14 protein-coding genes are annotated in these 15227 nt (G+C 40.7%); 9 read left to right on the top strand and 5 right to left on the bottom strand.

Features of this window, described 5'->3' with window-relative positions:
* Positions 1-32: 32 nt before the first annotated feature.
* Together EVU92_RS14130 and icd are read left to right on the top strand one after the other, a co-directional pair.
* Positions 33-2714, top strand: coding sequence for a 7TM diverse intracellular signaling domain-containing protein (locus EVU92_RS14130; protein ID WP_130051759.1), 2682 nt, complete (start codon positions 33-35; stop codon positions 2712-2714).
* Positions 2715-2806: 92 nt separating this feature from the next.
* A complete protein-coding gene (icd, locus tag EVU92_RS14125) occupies positions 2807-4072 on the top strand; it encodes an NADP-dependent isocitrate dehydrogenase (protein WP_130052299.1) in 1266 nt (421 codons plus the stop codon).
* A 5-nt stretch (positions 4073-4077) separates the two neighbouring features.
* Here the strand turns inward: icd and EVU92_RS14120 are convergent, their stop codons facing one another.
* Entirely contained in the window at positions 4078-4521 is a 444-nt protein-coding gene (locus EVU92_RS14120) for a hypothetical protein (RefSeq protein WP_130051758.1), read from the bottom strand.
* 111 nt (positions 4522-4632) lie between these two features.
* Complete coding sequence (locus tag EVU92_RS14115; RefSeq protein ID WP_130051757.1) at positions 4633-5580, bottom strand: LysR family transcriptional regulator; 948 nt, start codon at positions 5578-5580, stop codon at positions 4633-4635.
* 126 nt (positions 5581-5706) lie between these two features.
* On the opposite strand from EVU92_RS14115, the gene aceK reads away from it, so the two are divergent.
* Genes aceK through EVU92_RS14095 form a run of 4 tightly spaced genes read left to right on the top strand, consistent with a single transcriptional unit; the run spans position 5707 to position 9245 of the window.
* Complete coding sequence (gene aceK / locus EVU92_RS14110; RefSeq protein WP_240701320.1) at positions 5707-7515, top strand: bifunctional isocitrate dehydrogenase kinase/phosphatase; 1809 nt, start codon at positions 5707-5709, stop codon at positions 7513-7515.
* Positions 7516-7567: 52 nt separating this feature from the next.
* Positions 7568-7960, top strand: a complete 393-nt coding sequence (locus tag EVU92_RS14105) for a hypothetical protein (protein WP_168990023.1) — start codon at positions 7568-7570, stop codon at positions 7958-7960.
* A gap of 8 nt (positions 7961-7968) precedes the next feature.
* Positions 7969-8931 carry a zinc-binding dehydrogenase gene (locus EVU92_RS14100; protein ID WP_130051755.1) on the top strand — a complete coding sequence of 321 codons (963 nt, stop codon included), beginning with the start codon at positions 7969-7971 and terminating at the stop codon, positions 8929-8931.
* A gap of 53 nt (positions 8932-8984) precedes the next feature.
* On the top strand, positions 8985-9245 hold the full coding sequence (locus EVU92_RS14095) for a DUF2999 family protein (protein ID WP_130051754.1): 261 nt from the start codon (positions 8985-8987) through the stop codon (positions 9243-9245).
* Positions 9246-9305: 60 nt separating this feature from the next.
* Here the strand turns inward: EVU92_RS14095 and EVU92_RS14090 are convergent, their stop codons facing one another.
* Both EVU92_RS14090 and EVU92_RS14085 read right to left on the bottom strand, forming a co-directional pair.
* The gene (locus EVU92_RS14090) at positions 9306-9512 is read right to left on the bottom strand and encodes a helix-turn-helix transcriptional regulator (RefSeq protein ID WP_054552938.1); all 207 of its coding nucleotides are present in this window, start codon (positions 9510-9512) and stop codon (positions 9306-9308) included.
* On the bottom strand, positions 9513-9971 hold the full coding sequence (locus EVU92_RS14085; RefSeq protein WP_130051753.1) for a hypothetical protein: 459 nt from the start codon (positions 9969-9971) through the stop codon (positions 9513-9515).
* Positions 9972-10157: 186 nt separating this feature from the next.
* Between EVU92_RS14085 and lepB the strand changes: the two genes are divergently transcribed.
* Positions 10158-10817, top strand: coding sequence for a signal peptidase I (gene lepB, locus EVU92_RS14080; protein ID WP_130051752.1), 660 nt, complete (start codon positions 10158-10160; stop codon positions 10815-10817).
* 84 nt (positions 10818-10901) lie between these two features.
* A complete protein-coding gene (locus tag EVU92_RS14075) occupies positions 10902-11717 on the top strand; it encodes a hypothetical protein (protein ID WP_130051751.1) in 816 nt (271 codons plus the stop codon).
* 71 nt (positions 11718-11788) lie between these two features.
* Here the strand turns inward: EVU92_RS14075 and metG are convergent, their stop codons facing one another.
* Entirely contained in the window at positions 11789-13813 is a 2025-nt protein-coding gene (metG, locus tag EVU92_RS14070) for a methionine--tRNA ligase (protein ID WP_130051750.1), read from the bottom strand.
* Between the two features lie 178 nt (positions 13814-13991).
* Here metG and apbC point away from each other — a divergent pair, with 178 nt between their 5' ends.
* Positions 13992-15071: an iron-sulfur cluster carrier protein ApbC gene (gene apbC, locus EVU92_RS14065; protein ID WP_130051749.1), complete on the top strand. Its 1080-nt coding sequence runs from the start codon at positions 13992-13994 to the stop codon at positions 15069-15071.
* The last annotated feature ends 156 nt before the right edge of the window (positions 15072-15227 follow it).

Here is a 15227-nt window from a genome sequence, read left to right as displayed (position 1 = left end):
GCCATCACCACAATGGTACAGGGGTTTTGTGAATGCGGTTAAAGCTGTATTTAAGTACTCTGCTGTTATTGTTTATATTAAGTGTTTCGGCTAATGCACAAGATACGTTTGTCTACACTGATGCTGTAGCTGATCAAAACCTCCATGATGTCGGTGAAGTGTTTATGGCGAACGATAATATGTTCCCGCAATCTGTGGCTGCGATTGATGCTTGGCGAGTCAGCAAAAAACCGCAATCTCGAATAAGCTCTGTCGGCGGTAGCTATTGGTTAATTGTTGAAATTGAAAATCAAAGTGATATCGAAGATTTAGTCCTCTATCCGTATAACACTTTGGTTTCGAAAATAGAAAGCCGCATTTATGATATATCTGATCCAAGTGCCCCGATACAGCACTTTGTAACCGGTGGGGTCGAGCCTAACCAATTTGCTTTTCACTATGGCAATCGTTTATCTCTTGAAAAAGGTAAGCACTACACGTTAATCACTTATTTTGAGAGTGACTACTTTTATACTCCCGCAAAGCTGGTATTAACGCCTTATCAAGATTATTTTCAGAACATAACCGTCGAAAATATGATCATGATGCTGTGCTTTGGGGTGGGCATTGCACTTGGTTTATATAATTTATTAATTTACTTGGTTTCCCGTGATGTTACACACCTGTATTACGCATTATTTACTGCATCCTGGGTGTTTGCTTGGAGCCATTTTTTCCATATTTCTGATCAGCTGTTTGGTTACTATAATCCTCATCTTCACTGGCTCGGCTTTGCCCTCACACCATTAACCAATATTCTGTTTTACAACAACTTACTTAAACTCAAAGAAACATTTCCGAAACTGGCGCAATTATCACTCACGGTGGGTGTAATTGCCACTTTGGGTATTCCGTTTTGTATTTTATGGCCAAGCTTTGGTTTTTATTGGTCAACGTTAGTAACGGGTGTTGCTTTATGTTTAGGCTTATACATAGGTATTCGCTGTATGCTCATTGGCTTTAAGCCAGCACGCTATTTTGTGCTGGCTTACATTGCCATGATGCTACCGAATATGGTGGGTAATTTAACTAATTTAGGCTTGCTGCCAGCTACTTCCATTAATTTATATTTATTGGGGTTGATAGGCACAGCCATGGACGCCATGTTGCTGGCGTTTGCTGTGGCCGATAAGTTTAGGCTGCTTCACGATGACAACGTAGAGCTCAATAAAAATCTAGAAGAAAAAGTACATTTAAGAACCTTGGAGCTTGAAGAGCTTGCCTCTGAGCTTCGCGATGCGAATGAAGCTAAAAGTCGCTTTTTAGCGAATATCAGTCATGAGATTCGCACCCCAATGACATCAATTATTGGCTATGCAGATGGCATTATGCTCGGGGACATTAAGCCTCATGAGCGCAACCATGGGATTGGCGTTATATTGCAAAATAGCCGCCATGTTCTTGGATTAATAAACGATATACTCGATATGTCGAAGATTGAAGCCAACAAGCTAGAAATAGATTTAGTCGAAACAGACTTGTTTGCCACGATTGCCAATATTGAGTCACTTATTGGCAAGCAAATCCGTGATAAGGGCTTAAAGTTCAGTGTTGATTATCAGTTCCCGTTGCCAGACTACCTAATTACTGATCCGAGTCGATTAAGGCAAATCTTATTAAACCTAACAACCAACGCCCTTAAGTTTACTCAAGTCGGGCGTATAACCTTAACGGTGAGCTGTCATAACGATAAGTTGTCGATAAGCGTAAAAGATACCGGTATCGGCATGACAGACAAAGAGCAACAAGCCTTGTTTAGTGCCTTTTATCAAGCGGATTCAAGTATTTCTCGCCAGTATGGCGGCACTGGTCTTGGCCTTAATATTTCTAAAAGCCTCGCCAAAAAATTGGATGGGGATATCAGTGTTAAAAGTAATGTCGGTTCTGGCAGTGAATTTATTTTTACCATGTCGGTTTATACCACAGATAATACACGTTGGCTCAATGATATGAGTGAAGTCAAACTTGTTGAAACCTCACCGTTTAGTAAGCTTGATGCACCTGAGAACTTAAAGGGTAGGGTACTACTTGCTGAAGACCACCCAGACAACCGGCGTTTAATTGCGCGAATATTAGAGCGTATGGGGCTGACAGTGACCACCGTTGAAAATGGTAAAGACGCAGTGCAAGCAACCCTAGAAGACAGCTTTGACCTTATTCTACTGGATATTCAAATGCCGATTATGGACGGTCAAGAAGCATTAAAAATGATGCAAGCAACGGGAGTGAGTGCGCCAATCATTGCACTGACAGCGAATACCATGAAGCATGAAATTGCCCGTTATATGAAGCAAGGCTTCAATGATTTAATCGCCAAACCAATTGATAGAAATGCGTTTAGTCATAAAATTGCCAGTTACTTAGATTGCGATGAATTAGCTGATATTAAATTACCTGAAAAAGAGTTTCAGGCGCTTAAAGATGATTATATAAAGGGCCTTGAAGAACAATATCGAGAAATGCGCGAGCAATATAAAAACATGGATATTGATGGCTTAAGCAGAAATGTTCATATGCTTAAAGGCGCTGCAAACATGTTCGAATGTGAAATGCTCTATGTTAAAGCGGTTGCCGTTGATACTGCGCTAAAAAACGATACGGTCACGCTCGATACGCAGCTTATTGCATCCTTATTTTGTGCCATGCAAGACGAGATAACCAAGGTAACGCATTGATTGCTTGAATAGCGGCTATTTCTTTGTAAGCACAGACAAATTAATTATTTCCTGATATTAATATTGTTAAAACACCTTGCTGGGAAGACATGATGCAGTATCAACATATTTCAGTACCATCGAATGGCGTGCAAATTACTATCGATAGTAAGGGCCAGTGGCATATTCCTGACAATCCAGTTATCGCTTACATTGAAGGCGATGGTGTCGGTCATGATATAAGCCCGGTGATGCGTGAGATTGTCGATGCAGCAGTGGACCATGCTTATCAAGGCGATAAACAAATACATTGGATGGAAGTGTTCAATGGCGAAAAAGCAGCAGCGCTTTATGATGGTGACTGGTTCCCGCAAGAAACCCTGCATGCCGTTAGGCAGTTTAAAATTGCCATAAAAGGACCGCTAACAACTCCCCTTGGCGGTGGCTTTCGCTCTTTAAATGTGGCCCTTCGTCATGAGATGGATTTATTCGTTAACATGCGGCCCATTCGCAGTTATCCGCACTTACCATCACCTTTAAAAGAACCTGAAAAAACCCAAATAACAGTAATCCGCGACAGCTCAGAAGACGTTTATTCAGGCATTGAGTGGCAGGCTGGCAGTATTGACAACGAGCGGATGCTTGATTTTCTGTGTCAAGAAATGGGTGTCACCCGACTACGTTTTGATAACCAATGCGGCATTGGTATTAAAAACAGCTCGAAAGAGGCGGCAGAACGCTTGATGCGCTATGCCCTTAACTTTGCCCTTAAAGAGCACAGTGAATCACTGACTGTGGTGCACAAAGGTAATGTACTTAAATTTACCGATGGCGCTTTTAAACGCTGGGCATTTGCCCTTGCTGAGCAAGAATTTAACGCTATAGCGCATGACAATGGTCGTTGGTTAGTTATCAAACGTGAAGAGCAAGATGATTTAATCATCAAAGAAGTCATTGCCGATAACATGTTACAACAAGCGCTGCTCACTCCTGAGCAATTCGATGTGGTGGTAACAACCAATCAAAACGGCGATTACTTAGCTGATATGTTAACAGCACAAGTCGGTGGGGTAGGAATTATGCCTGCGGCAAACTTAAATAATGAAGTAGCCTTTTTTGAACCGACTCATGGCACATTTAATCGCATTGCCGGTGAAGACAGTGCAAATCCAACAAGCAGTATTTTAAGTGCGGTAATGATGCTACGTTTTATGGGCTGGCATCAAGCTGCGAATAGAATAGAAAAAGCTCTAGAAGAGACGCTTAAAGCAAATGAAATGACGTTTGACTTGGCTAATTTAGTAGCCGATGCGACGATGCTTAGTTGCAGTGATTTTGCAAAAAGCATCATCGCGCGAATAAGTAACTCAAATAATTAACCATATTATGCGGCACTGGCGCTTTTAACTGCGTAGACACATGGTTTACCTGTTAATTGTGCTGCACGTTGGTAAATATGTTCTGCACCTGGTTCATTGCTTGTCATGCCTGTTAATGTGTCCATTAACGCAACCACTAAAATAGCTGGTACTTGGCAGCAGTATTCATCGAGTACTGCAGTTGTTGTTTGAGCATCAACATGACAATGCGGGTGAGTGCGTACTGTGCTGTATGCTTTTAACAGTGTGTCCGCTTGTAAAACATCATCATCTTGATGTTTGGTTTTACGGCATTGGCAACCAAACTCATCAACCATAGTGGCTAATGTTTGGTAAATTTCTTCACAAGGTAAATTACTTTTTTTACAAAGTTGTTGCTCGATGAATGAGTGTAATTGACCATTAATGTAAAGGCCGTCCTGTTGAGTGAATTGCGCTGAAGTTTCCATAATCATTTTCTCTTTGTTTATGTGCTTAACTTCACTCTAGCCCTTCACTCATTATTAATGAAATTGTTGTTTTCAATAACTGATATTGATTTTATCAATATTACGCTGTTTTTAGCGATCAGCCACGGTGCTGGCAAAGGCAAGTAGCTCTCTGCGAAGCCACTGGTGCGGGTTTGCGTGATGTAACAAAGGGCTCCATAACATTTTCACTTCAATAGGAACAATTTGAAAAGGTACTGGACTTATTACCAAATCAGTGTGTTTTGCTAATAACATGGCTTGTCGACGAGGTAATGTGGCAATCAGTTTTGGTGATTGACACAGCAAGCTTGCCACCATGTAGTGGCGGGTGAATACGCGAATATTGCGGGTTTGTTCTAATTGCCATAATGCCTCATCGACCCAGCCGAGTTTTTGACTACCTGATTTATTCGTCAATGCCGCTTCTACGCCCCAACCTGCCCGATTCACCCAAATGTGCTCTTGTGCAAGGTAGCCTTCAAGATTTTGCTGTTGTAAGTAGGGATTGTCTGGGTGTGTTAAGCAGCAGTAATTATCGCGCCAAACACTGGCTTGGTGGAATGAGCGGGGCAGGCCGTTAAAGCGGTTTATGGCAAGGTCGATGGTGCCTTTTTCCATATCTTGAAGATTAACATCGCTTGGGCTCAAAATATCAAAGTTAAGTCCCGGATTTTTTTCCAGCTGCTGCGTGATAAACGGCGCAATTAGGGTTGATTCAAGGTAGTCGTTTGCCATAATCCGAAATGTAATTTTAGCTGTGCTAGGGTCGAATACTTCACTTGGCTGAGTAATTTCTTCGGCCATTTTTAACAGTGATTCTATTTCAGGTTTAAGGCTGAGCGCTTTTGCTGTCGGCGTCATCGTGCCAGCGGCTCTCACTAATAATGGATCATCAAATAAATCACGTAAACGCTTAAGGGCATTACTCATTGCTGGTTGAGTCAAAGCCAGTTTATTGGCGGCTTTTGACACACTTTGTTCATCAATGAGGACATTTAAATACACTAATAGGTTGAGGTCGACGTGCCTAATATTCATTTGATCAATCTTATTTATTATCTTTATTAATTACCTAAATTAAAGCGCGCTTGCTATTGTGTGTAAACAAGGCGACTAAAATAATCAGCATAAGCGATAAAAATAATGCCACTGCAGAGCTCACATTTGGCTGTTAAATCACACAGCGAACAGTTAAATCAGGTAGTAGCGACTAAGCTTGCCCGCGCGGTGTATGCTGGCTTTGAGGCAATGTTTGCAGAGTTTTTAAATATTACCCTCGGTGCACAAAGTCGTTTTGAACAGCGCCAGTGGCATCAAGTTCAAGGGGCTATGAAATCGCGATTACAGGTTTATGAAGGGCAAGTAAAAAAGGTAAGCCAAGCAGTAAAAATTATTGCTTATAGCGAGGTAGATGATCCTGCAATTTGGTTACTAGCCAAAAAAATATACGCAGAAATGGTGCAAAGCCATGAAAATCAGCCGATTGCTCATACTTTTTTTAACTCAACCTTCGGTGCTATTTGGGACTCACGAAAAATCCGCAATGTACATTTGTTTGTACTAAAAGCACGTTATCAACTTGGGCCGCGGCCTTTTGATTCATTGGTTAGCCGCATTTCTTTACAAAATGGTTTTGAAAGTGCCATCAGCAGCTTAATAAAACGCCATGTGTTTCGTTCACAATACGCTGATTTTACTGGTGATGTTGCCATGTTGCAGCGTACTTTAATTGCGGGTGCAAAACTGCAATGCCCGCAAGTCTATGAGCTACTTGCACTCAACGATGGTTATATTGAATACGCAAATTCTTTGTTTTTCAGAAATAAAGCGTGTTACATCATAGGTCGATGTATTGCTAAAAATGGCGATAACATGCCATTTGCGATTGCGTTATTAAACAGTGAAAAAGGTCTGCATATTGATGCTGTGATGATGGGAGCTGACCAACTTAGCTTATTGTTTGGCTTTGCGCGTACTTATTTTATGGTCGATACCGACCAACCCGCACGATACGTTGATTATCTCAGTGTTTTAATGCCCCATAAGCAACGCTTTGAGTTGTTTAATGCCATAGGCTTTATCAAACATGCTAAAACCGAGTTCTATCGTTACAAAGTTGATACCACGCGCAATAGCCCTGTGGATGATAAATACATTATTGCACCAGGAACGCCGGGCATGGTAATGCTAGTATTTACAACCCCAGGCTCAGATTATGTCTATAAGGTAATCAAAGATAAATTCAGTGCACCGAAAACAGCCACCAAACAGCAGGTCATGGCCAAATACGATTTTGTTAAACAAGCCGACAGAGTTGGCCGGTTAGTTGATACACATGAATTTCGTTATTTAGCGTTTGATTTAAGTCGATTTAGTGAAGAGCTAATAAAGACAATGCAGCAGCAAATTGGTGATAGTTTAGTAATTTCGGGGAATGCACTTATATTGCGCCATGTTTATGTAGAACGCAAAATGACGCCGCTTAATTTGTATATCAATGACTGTGATGAGCGAAAACTGCAGCAAGTCATGGTTGATTACGGTAAAGCAATAAAAGAGCTCGCGGGGGCTAATATCTTTCCCGGTGATATGCTGATGAAGAACTTTGGTGTCACTCGTTGGGGAAGAGTAGTGTTCTATGACTACGATGAAATTTGCCCAATGACAGAATGTCAATTTAGAGAGCTGCCAAAAACTGATGACTCATTGGATGAGCTCAGCAGCGAAAGCTACTTTGACATCGCAGAAAACGATGTATTTCCTAGCCAGTTTAAAGTATTTTTTAGCGCCAATAAGCGGGCGTTTGATTATTTTAATGCAGCCCACCAAGATATTTTCACAGCCACTATGTGGCAGCAATTACAAGCGGCTATTAACGATGGGCAATTGCTTGATGTTTATCCTTATAAGCAGTCTTGGCGCTTTTCTTCGATGAAAGCTCAAATGAAAAAATCTCAACCTGTAACTGTTTAATCGAAACATAGTGTTAGCGTATGCTATTGAAAAAATTGCTAAGGAACGCACTATGAAAAACACACTGTTATTATCGAGTTTATTTATTTCGTCTATGGTAAGCGCCAATCCGTTATTAGGTAGTTGGCAATTTGTTGAAGGTAAATATGCAACCAGTGATGGTTATGTAACGGCAAAAGCGCCAGAAATAACCTCTGTTAAACTGATTACACCCAGTCATTTTAGCTATATCACCCAAAAGCAAGGCAACTTTCATTATGCTGGTGGTGGCAAATATGTTTTGCAAGACCAGCAATTTATCGAAACTTTTTCCTATGGTAATGTACCTTCACTACTTGGTAAGAGTATGGCATTTGATTACAAAGTTGAAGGTGACTTATGGCACCACACTTTGTATGAAAATGGCAAATTAGTCGAAGCTGAGATCTGGCAACGAATTAAATAGAAGGTGATATGCGTTATATTAAGCACGAAGATTCACAGTTACATTTTGCGCAAACAGATAAACCAGCCCTAAAAGATAACGAAGTTCTTATTGCTGTTGAAGCAGTCGGCGTTAATCGGGCAGATTGTTTACAGCGACAAGGTAAATATCCTGCGCCCAAAGGTGACAGTGAAATTCTAGGGTTAGAATGCGCCGGTACCATTGTTGAGCAAGGTAGTGCAGTATCCGGTGACTGGCTTAATAAACGCGTTTTTGCCTTGTGTGCGGGCGGTGCTTACAGCGAGTATGTTGCCGTTGATGCTGCGCAAGTGATGCCTTTACCAGATGAAATGACAATGGCCCAAGGCGCTGCTATCAGCGAAGTTTACTTAACGGCATTTTCTGCTTTGTTTCAATTTGGTCAGCTTAAAGCAGGGCAAACGGCACTTATTCATGCAGGAGCCAGTGGCGTAGGCGGTGCCGCAATTCAAATGGCTAAACGCGCTGGCGCTCAAGTGGTGATCACCGCCGGAAGCGATGAAAAGTGCGAGCATGCCAAACAGCTGGGTGCTGACCATACCATCAATTATAAAACCACCGACTTTGTAGAATACTTCAAAGCAAATAATTTACAGGCCAATACCATTGTTGATCCAGTTTCAGGGAGCTATTTAAACAAAAATGCCGCCGTTGCAGCAATGGATTGCCAAATTGTGATGTTAGCGTTTTTAGATGCGCGCTTTGCTGAGGTTGACTTTGCAAGGCTGCTTAGCAAACGTATTTCCTTTCATGCATCAACCTTACGAAACCGTTCAATTGAATTTAAGCGCGATTTAAAAGAGCAGTTTATAACCCGCTTTTATGATGATTTGGCACAAGGACTGTTGGATTGCAATATCTATAAAACGTTAAATTGGCAAGATGCAAATGAGGCTCATCGTATTTTAGATAACAACGAAAATTCGGGAAAAGTGGTGATGTTAGTTGAATAACATTAATTTGCCCATATTATTGGTTTTATTAGTAGTTAAAAGTAAAGGTTAGTATGAACCCAATTATTGCAATGCTCAAAGAGCACAATGTAAGTGACGAAAAAGTGCGTGAGCTGTTCCAAGCATTTATGGAAAACCCAATGATGGCAATGGGTTTGGTTCAACAGTTAGGTATCCCACCAGAAAAGCTTCAACAACTTATGGCATTAGTGATGACGCAGCCACACCTTATTAAAGAAGCGGCTGAATCAGTTGGGATCAGTGATGACGAAGTTGAACAAGCCAAAGCGCAGTTCAAAAATCAGCAGCCGTAAGATTTTACGATGCTTACTGAACAAAAAAGGTTAGCTAAATAGCTAACCTTTTTTGTTGGCCTATTGATATGAAAAAACATCATCCAGCTTCTTATCAAACAATTGAGCAATCTTAAAAGCCACTTCGAGCGACGGAGAATACTTACCTTTTTCAATCGCTACTATGGTTTGCCTTGAAACGCCAACAGCCTCTGCCAATGCTTGCTGAGTCATTTCATTGTGATGAAATCGAAGTTCACGAATGGTATTACTGAGCTGTTTTGTCATTTAGCTATCTCTTCGATATAAATATGCTTTGCTAGCATTAGTGATAATTTCACTAATTAAAAAACCTATAATAAGTAAATGCATAATATTATATAGATCAGAGACCTCAGGTAACAACATACGGTCTGACACACGCTCAATTTGAGTCGTTAGAAATACACACATTAAGATAATTGCAGAGCAAAACCAGTGTCCAAGTTTGGTACTTTTTAATTCAATGAGCTTATCGCGTTCATCATCACCTAAGTCTGCTTCTTTGTGTTTAATGCCTGCAAGTATCGATTGCATGATTATCTCTAAGATTACCGCTACAACAACGACCTTATATAAGTATGAAACCATGGTATCTTGGCTAAGATTTCCAGCAGCTTGTAGTGAATTAATACCTAGGAGGTAATAACTTAAAAGGCCAATTGTCACTACTAAAGTGCCCCAAATTGTCATTTCTTTGTAGCTCATATTTCATAATCCCATGTAAAATATATTTGACTTGATGTTAAGTAAACTACTCATCGCTTGCTGTGTCAAATATTTTTAACATCATGTATGATATTTTTATCTTTGACGTATCTCGTTACATTTAGTTAAGAACTAATTCTCAGCTAAAGGCTCTTAGTAAAACAAACCACAAAATAAGGAATGACTATGAACTGGATTGTAAAAGTATGGAAAAATAACCGTTCATTGATTGTATTTATCTGCTTGATGAGTGTTTTTAGAAGTGCGGTAGCTGATTGGTATGAAGTGCCAACAGGTTCAATGAATCCGACCATTGTCGAAGGGGATCGTATTTTAACGGATAAAATGGCTTATGATCTGCGTGTGCCATTTACTCATATTTCGCTTATGCGCACCGATGAGCCAAAAGCCGGGGATATCATCGTATTTGATTCCAAGGCTGCAAATAATCGTTTAATAAAGCGTGTTATTGGTGTGCCGGGCGATACAGTGACTTTAGTAGATAATAAATTGATTATTAACGGTAAAGCGCTTAATTACGCATTAACTGATGACAAGCAACAACAGCAGACACTGATTGAAAACCTTGCAGGTGTTCAGCACGCCATCCAGGTATCAACAGCCTCTTCGGTGATGCAGCATTTTGCACCTGTCGTAATTCCTAAGGATATGTATTTAGCGATGGGTGATAATCGCGATCATAGTGCAGACTCGAGAGTGATTGGTTTAGTGCCTCGCAGTGAGTTGTTAGGTAAAGCTAAAAGAGTCATAGTGTCACTTGATTATGATGACTATTATTTACCTCGAAAAGAGCGAGTTTTACATGATTTATATTTAGCACCTTAGATGAAAATCGTATAAAAATTGGCAATTTACAGTTTTATGTCTCAATATTAACGACATAAAAATAATAAGCCAAAAAGGTTAAATATGATCAATGATAAGCTTGCTAGGTTAATTCGATGCTATTTGTTACTAGTCATTTCATTTAGTCTCGTTGCATGTGGTTCAAGCTCAAAAAGCGAAACTACAAAAGTCGATGAGCCTGACAGCTCCACCCCAGATACAACTGTTGGGCTAGTCGATAACAGTGGTAGTGCTGACTATAAAGTTATTATTTACGGTAATAGCCATAGCGCTAAATTAGGGGATTTGCTTGAACAGCTCATTTCAAGTGAGTTAACCAACGCTCAAGTATCAACCCTTACCGTCAGTGGTCGCTTTTTAGATGAGATAGTTAACGAATCGGGCAATGTTGAAAAGCTACAGCAAGACAATTGGAGTCATGCTATTTTTCAAGGTCAGAAATATTCTCAGTCTGGCTCTGTTAACTATTCTACGAGTGAGGCAGAGCGATTGATTGCAAGTGCGAAAGAGCTGGATATCACACCCATCTTATTTCCTGAGCATCCACAGCGAGGTGACAGCAAAGAAGGGGAGCTTGTCTATCAATTACACTTGTCTATTAGCGAAAAAGAAACAAGCTGTGTTGCACCTGTCGGTTTAGTTTGGGACAAAGCAATAGCTGCATTACCAGATCTGAATTTTTACAGTGCCGATGGTAATCATGCTTCAGATGCAGGGCACTTACTTACCGCAATGACCTTTTATGAAGTAGTAACCGGTGAGCTTGCTGACACTCTCGCTTACAATGCTGCTTTTGCTATCACAGAGCAACAACACCAGCAGTTCGGGCAAATAATTACTCAAGTACTGACTGAGCACCCGGCATGCCCAAGTTCATAACCATACATTCAACATAAAAAAACCGTTGTGCCTAAAACACAACGGTTTTTTAGTAGCTAGTAATTGTGCAATTACATTACGCGCATGCCAGGCTCTGAGCCTTCATCTGGGTTAAGAATATAAATTTCTTTACCGCCAGGACCTGCCGCTAATACCATACCTTCAGACATACCGAAACGCATCTTACGAGGCTTAAGGTTCGCTACCATTACCGTTAGTTTGCCTTCAATGTCTTCTGGTGCATACGCAGATTTAATACCTGCGAATACTTGGCGCGTTTCGCCACCTAAATCTAAGGTTAGTTTTAATAGCTTATCTGCGCCTTCAACGTGTTCTGCTTTAGCAATTTTTGCTACGCGTAAATCAACTTTCGCAAAATCATCAAATTCGATTTCTGGGCTGATTGGCTCTTTTGCTAGTGGGCTGTTTGGATCAATCTTATCTTTTTCAGCAACTAGGCTTTCTTTAGATTCTTCAATCATTTTATTTACTTTATCCATTTCAACACGTTGCATTAACGGTTTGAATTTATTAATTGCGTGACCTACAAGCGCTGTTTGCGCACCCTGCCATGTTAAACCGTCGTTTAAGAAGGCTTCTACGTTAGCAGCCATACCTGGAAGAACTGGTTTTAAGTAAGTGATAAGTACACGGAACATATTTAAACCAAGAGAGCATACATCGTGTGCTTCTTGTTGTTTTGTTTCGTCTTTAATTAACACCCACGGCGCTTTAGCATCGATAAATTGGTTTGCTTTATCAGCAAGGGCCATGATTTCACGAATTGCACGGCTGTAATCACGGTTTTCATAGTGATTTGCAATGCTTGCCGAAGCCGCTTGGAACTCACCTAACAGTGCTTCATCCATCACTATGTCGCTAAGCTTACCGTCAAATTTCTTGGTGATGAAACTTGCACAACGGCTTGCGATGTTAACAACTTTACCTACTAAGTCAGAGTTTACACGCAGTGCAAAGTCTTCAAGGTTTAAGTCAAGGTCAGTGATGCCGTTGTTTAGTTTTGCTGCGTAGTAATAACGAAGATACTCAGGGTCTAGGTTATCAAGGTAAGTACGCGCTTTAACAAAGGTGCCTTTTGATTTAGACATCTTTGCGCCATTTACTGTCACAAAACCGTGGGCGAATACGTTTGTTGGCTTTCTGAATTTTGCGCCATCTAACATTGCCGGCCAGAATAAGCTGTGGAAATAGATGATGTCTTTACCGATGAAGTGGTAAAGCTCTGCATCTGAGTCTTCACTCCAGAATGCATCAAAATCGATACCTTTTTTATCGCACAAGTTTTTAAAGCTCGCCATGTAACCAATTGGAGCATCTAACCATACGTAGAAGTATTTACCCGGTGCACCAGGGATTTCAAAGCCAAAATAAGGTGCGTCACGGCTGATATCCCACTGCTGTAAGCCATCTGCAAACCATTCATCTAACTTGTTCGCCATTTCTTGTTGAATCGTACCTGAGTGTAACCACTCTTTAAGCATGTCTTCAAAAGCTGGAAGATCGAAGAAGTAATGCTCAGAATCTTTTAAGATTGGCTCAGCACCCGACATTACAGAACGTGGGTTGATAAGCTCAGTTGGGCTGTAAGTAGCACCACAAGAATCACAGCTGTCACCGTTTTGATCTTCTGACTTACACGTAGGGCAAGTACCTGTTACAAAGCGGTCTGGTAAGAATATACCTTTCTCTGGGTCGAACAGTTGAGAAATAGTATGCTTTTTAATGTGACCCGCTTCATTTAAACGATTGTAGATTAATTCACTAAAGTGACGATTCTCTTCACTGTGCGTGCTGTGATAGTTATCAAATTCAATGTTGAAATCAGCAAAGTCGCGTTGACGCTCAACACTCACGTTTTTAACCATTTCCTCAGGCGTGATCCCTTGTTTTTGCGCATTAAGCATAATTGGTGTGCCGTGGGCATCATCCGCGCAAACGTAGTAGGTTTCATGACCTTGTTGTTTTTGGTAACGCGCCCAAATATCAGTTTGGATATATTCTAGTAAATGACCTAAGTGAGTCGGGCCATTGGCATAAGGTAATGCGCTAGTAATCAGGATCTTTCGCTGTGCCATAATCATTCCGAATTGAGATTAGTTCGATGCAAACATGCACGAATATCATTATTTAATTCATTGTGAGTTGCTTATATACAACCTAAAGCAATGATATTATCTAATTGTCTGGTTTTAATGCCTTGAATGTTACATAATTCCGCAGCACTTTTCATCAAAGAAACGCTAATTTATTGCTATGTTTGGACTGTCAAAACTATTCTCAAGTAAATCGACTGAAAAAGCACCGATCATTGATGCCTTCGCCGCCTATCGTAGTAGCGCATTTGCCATTGGTATTGAGCAAAGCTGGCTCGAAGAGCTTAATCAAAACAGCGATAAAAGCTGGCAAGTAAAACTAAGCCTACCTTTTGCTGGCTGTGGTGAAATCAACGAAATTGAAAAGTTTGTCGCCGATAAATTATCAGTGCCTGTGTCAATTAGCGCCAAAGTCAAATTACCTAATTCTTATAGTTTTAAGCAAATTAAACATATTGTTCTAGTTGCATCAGGTAAAGGTGGAGTTGGCAAATCAACCACGGCAGTGAATCTTGCCTCGGCTTTAGAGCAAGAGGGTGCACAAGTAGGTATTCTCGATGCCGACATTTATGGCCCGTCTATTCCATTACTTTTAGGTCTGCAAGGAGCTGAACCTAAAACAGCGGATAATAAAAACTTACTTCCTTTTGAGGCACATAATCTCAAAGCGCAATCGATCGGCTTTTTAGTTCCAAGTGATGATGCCACCGTTTGGCGTGGTCCTATGGCATCAGGAGCACTTAATCAATTAATGAACGAAACCGTTTGGGGAGAGCTTGATTATCTAATCGTTGATATGCCCCCTGGTACGGGTGATATTCAATTGACGATGAGCCAAAAAGTGCCTGCTAGTGGTGCTGTGATCATTACCACCCCTCAAGATTTAGCCCTTGCCGATGCACAAAAAGGTATAGCTATGTTCAATAAAGTAAACGTCCCTGTGCTTGGTTTAATCGAAAATATGAGCTACTTCTTGTGTGGCCATTGTGGGCAACCAAACCATGTATTTGGTAAAGATGGCGCCGTAAAATTAGCTCATCGCCATGGTGTGCCTGTACTTGCTAATATTCCGTTGGCCATTGAAATTCGTGAAAGCTCAGAGCAGGGCAATTTAATAGCGAAAGATAACGCGGCTCAAATAAGTGAAACATACAAAACAGCTGCCCGTGTACTTGCTAGTAGCTTGTATTATCAGCAGTCACACACAAGCTCCGTTGAAATTGTTATTACTGAAGATTGATTGTTGCAAAGATTTTGTTAATGGGTTTTTCTTATTAACAAAGACTTGATTATTTTGTACTAAATTCACTCCCAACCACGCTTTTAGCAGCATATAGCCTAAATTTGCGTAAAAAATGTCAAAAAATTTGCAGTAATTGTTAATAATTTATTGACG

The sequence above is a fragment of the Pseudoalteromonas sp. MEBiC 03485 genome (genome assembly GCF_004195145.1).
GTDB lineage: Bacteria > Pseudomonadota > Gammaproteobacteria > Enterobacterales > Alteromonadaceae > Pseudoalteromonas > Pseudoalteromonas apostichopi.
This window is presented reverse-complemented; position numbering and strand designations above follow the sequence as displayed.

Excerpts from the sequence above, each read along its gene's own strand:
- EVU92_RS14120 (WP_130051758.1), bottom strand. The coding sequence starts at position 4,521 with ATGGAAACTTCAGCGCAATTCACTCAACAGGACGGCCTTTACATTAAT.
- icd (WP_130052299.1), top strand. The coding sequence starts at position 2,807 with ATGCAGTATCAACATATTTCAGTACCATCGAATGGCGTGCAAATTACT.
- EVU92_RS14115 (WP_130051757.1), bottom strand. The coding sequence starts at position 5,580 with ATGAATATTAGGCACGTCGACCTCAACCTATTAGTGTATTTAAATGTC.
- lepB (WP_130051752.1), top strand. The coding sequence starts at position 10,158 with ATGAACTGGATTGTAAAAGTATGGAAAAATAACCGTTCATTGATTGTA.
- EVU92_RS14100 (WP_130051755.1), top strand. The coding sequence starts at position 7,969 with ATGCGTTATATTAAGCACGAAGATTCACAGTTACATTTTGCGCAAACA.
- apbC (WP_130051749.1), top strand. The coding sequence starts at position 13,992 with ATGTTTGGACTGTCAAAACTATTCTCAAGTAAATCGACTGAAAAAGCA.
- EVU92_RS14130 (WP_130051759.1), top strand. The coding sequence starts at position 33 with ATGCGGTTAAAGCTGTATTTAAGTACTCTGCTGTTATTGTTTATATTA.
- metG (WP_130051750.1), bottom strand. The coding sequence starts at position 13,813 with ATGGCACAGCGAAAGATCCTGATTACTAGCGCATTACCTTATGCCAAT.
- EVU92_RS14090 (WP_054552938.1), bottom strand. The coding sequence starts at position 9,512 with ATGACAAAACAGCTCAGTAATACCATTCGTGAACTTCGATTTCATCAC.
- EVU92_RS14085 (WP_130051753.1), bottom strand. The coding sequence starts at position 9,971 with ATGAGCTACAAAGAAATGACAATTTGGGGCACTTTAGTAGTGACAATT.
- EVU92_RS14105 (WP_168990023.1), top strand. The coding sequence starts at position 7,568 with ATGAAAAACACACTGTTATTATCGAGTTTATTTATTTCGTCTATGGTA.
- EVU92_RS14075 (WP_130051751.1), top strand. The coding sequence starts at position 10,902 with ATGATCAATGATAAGCTTGCTAGGTTAATTCGATGCTATTTGTTACTA.
- EVU92_RS14095 (WP_130051754.1), top strand. The coding sequence starts at position 8,985 with ATGAACCCAATTATTGCAATGCTCAAAGAGCACAATGTAAGTGACGAA.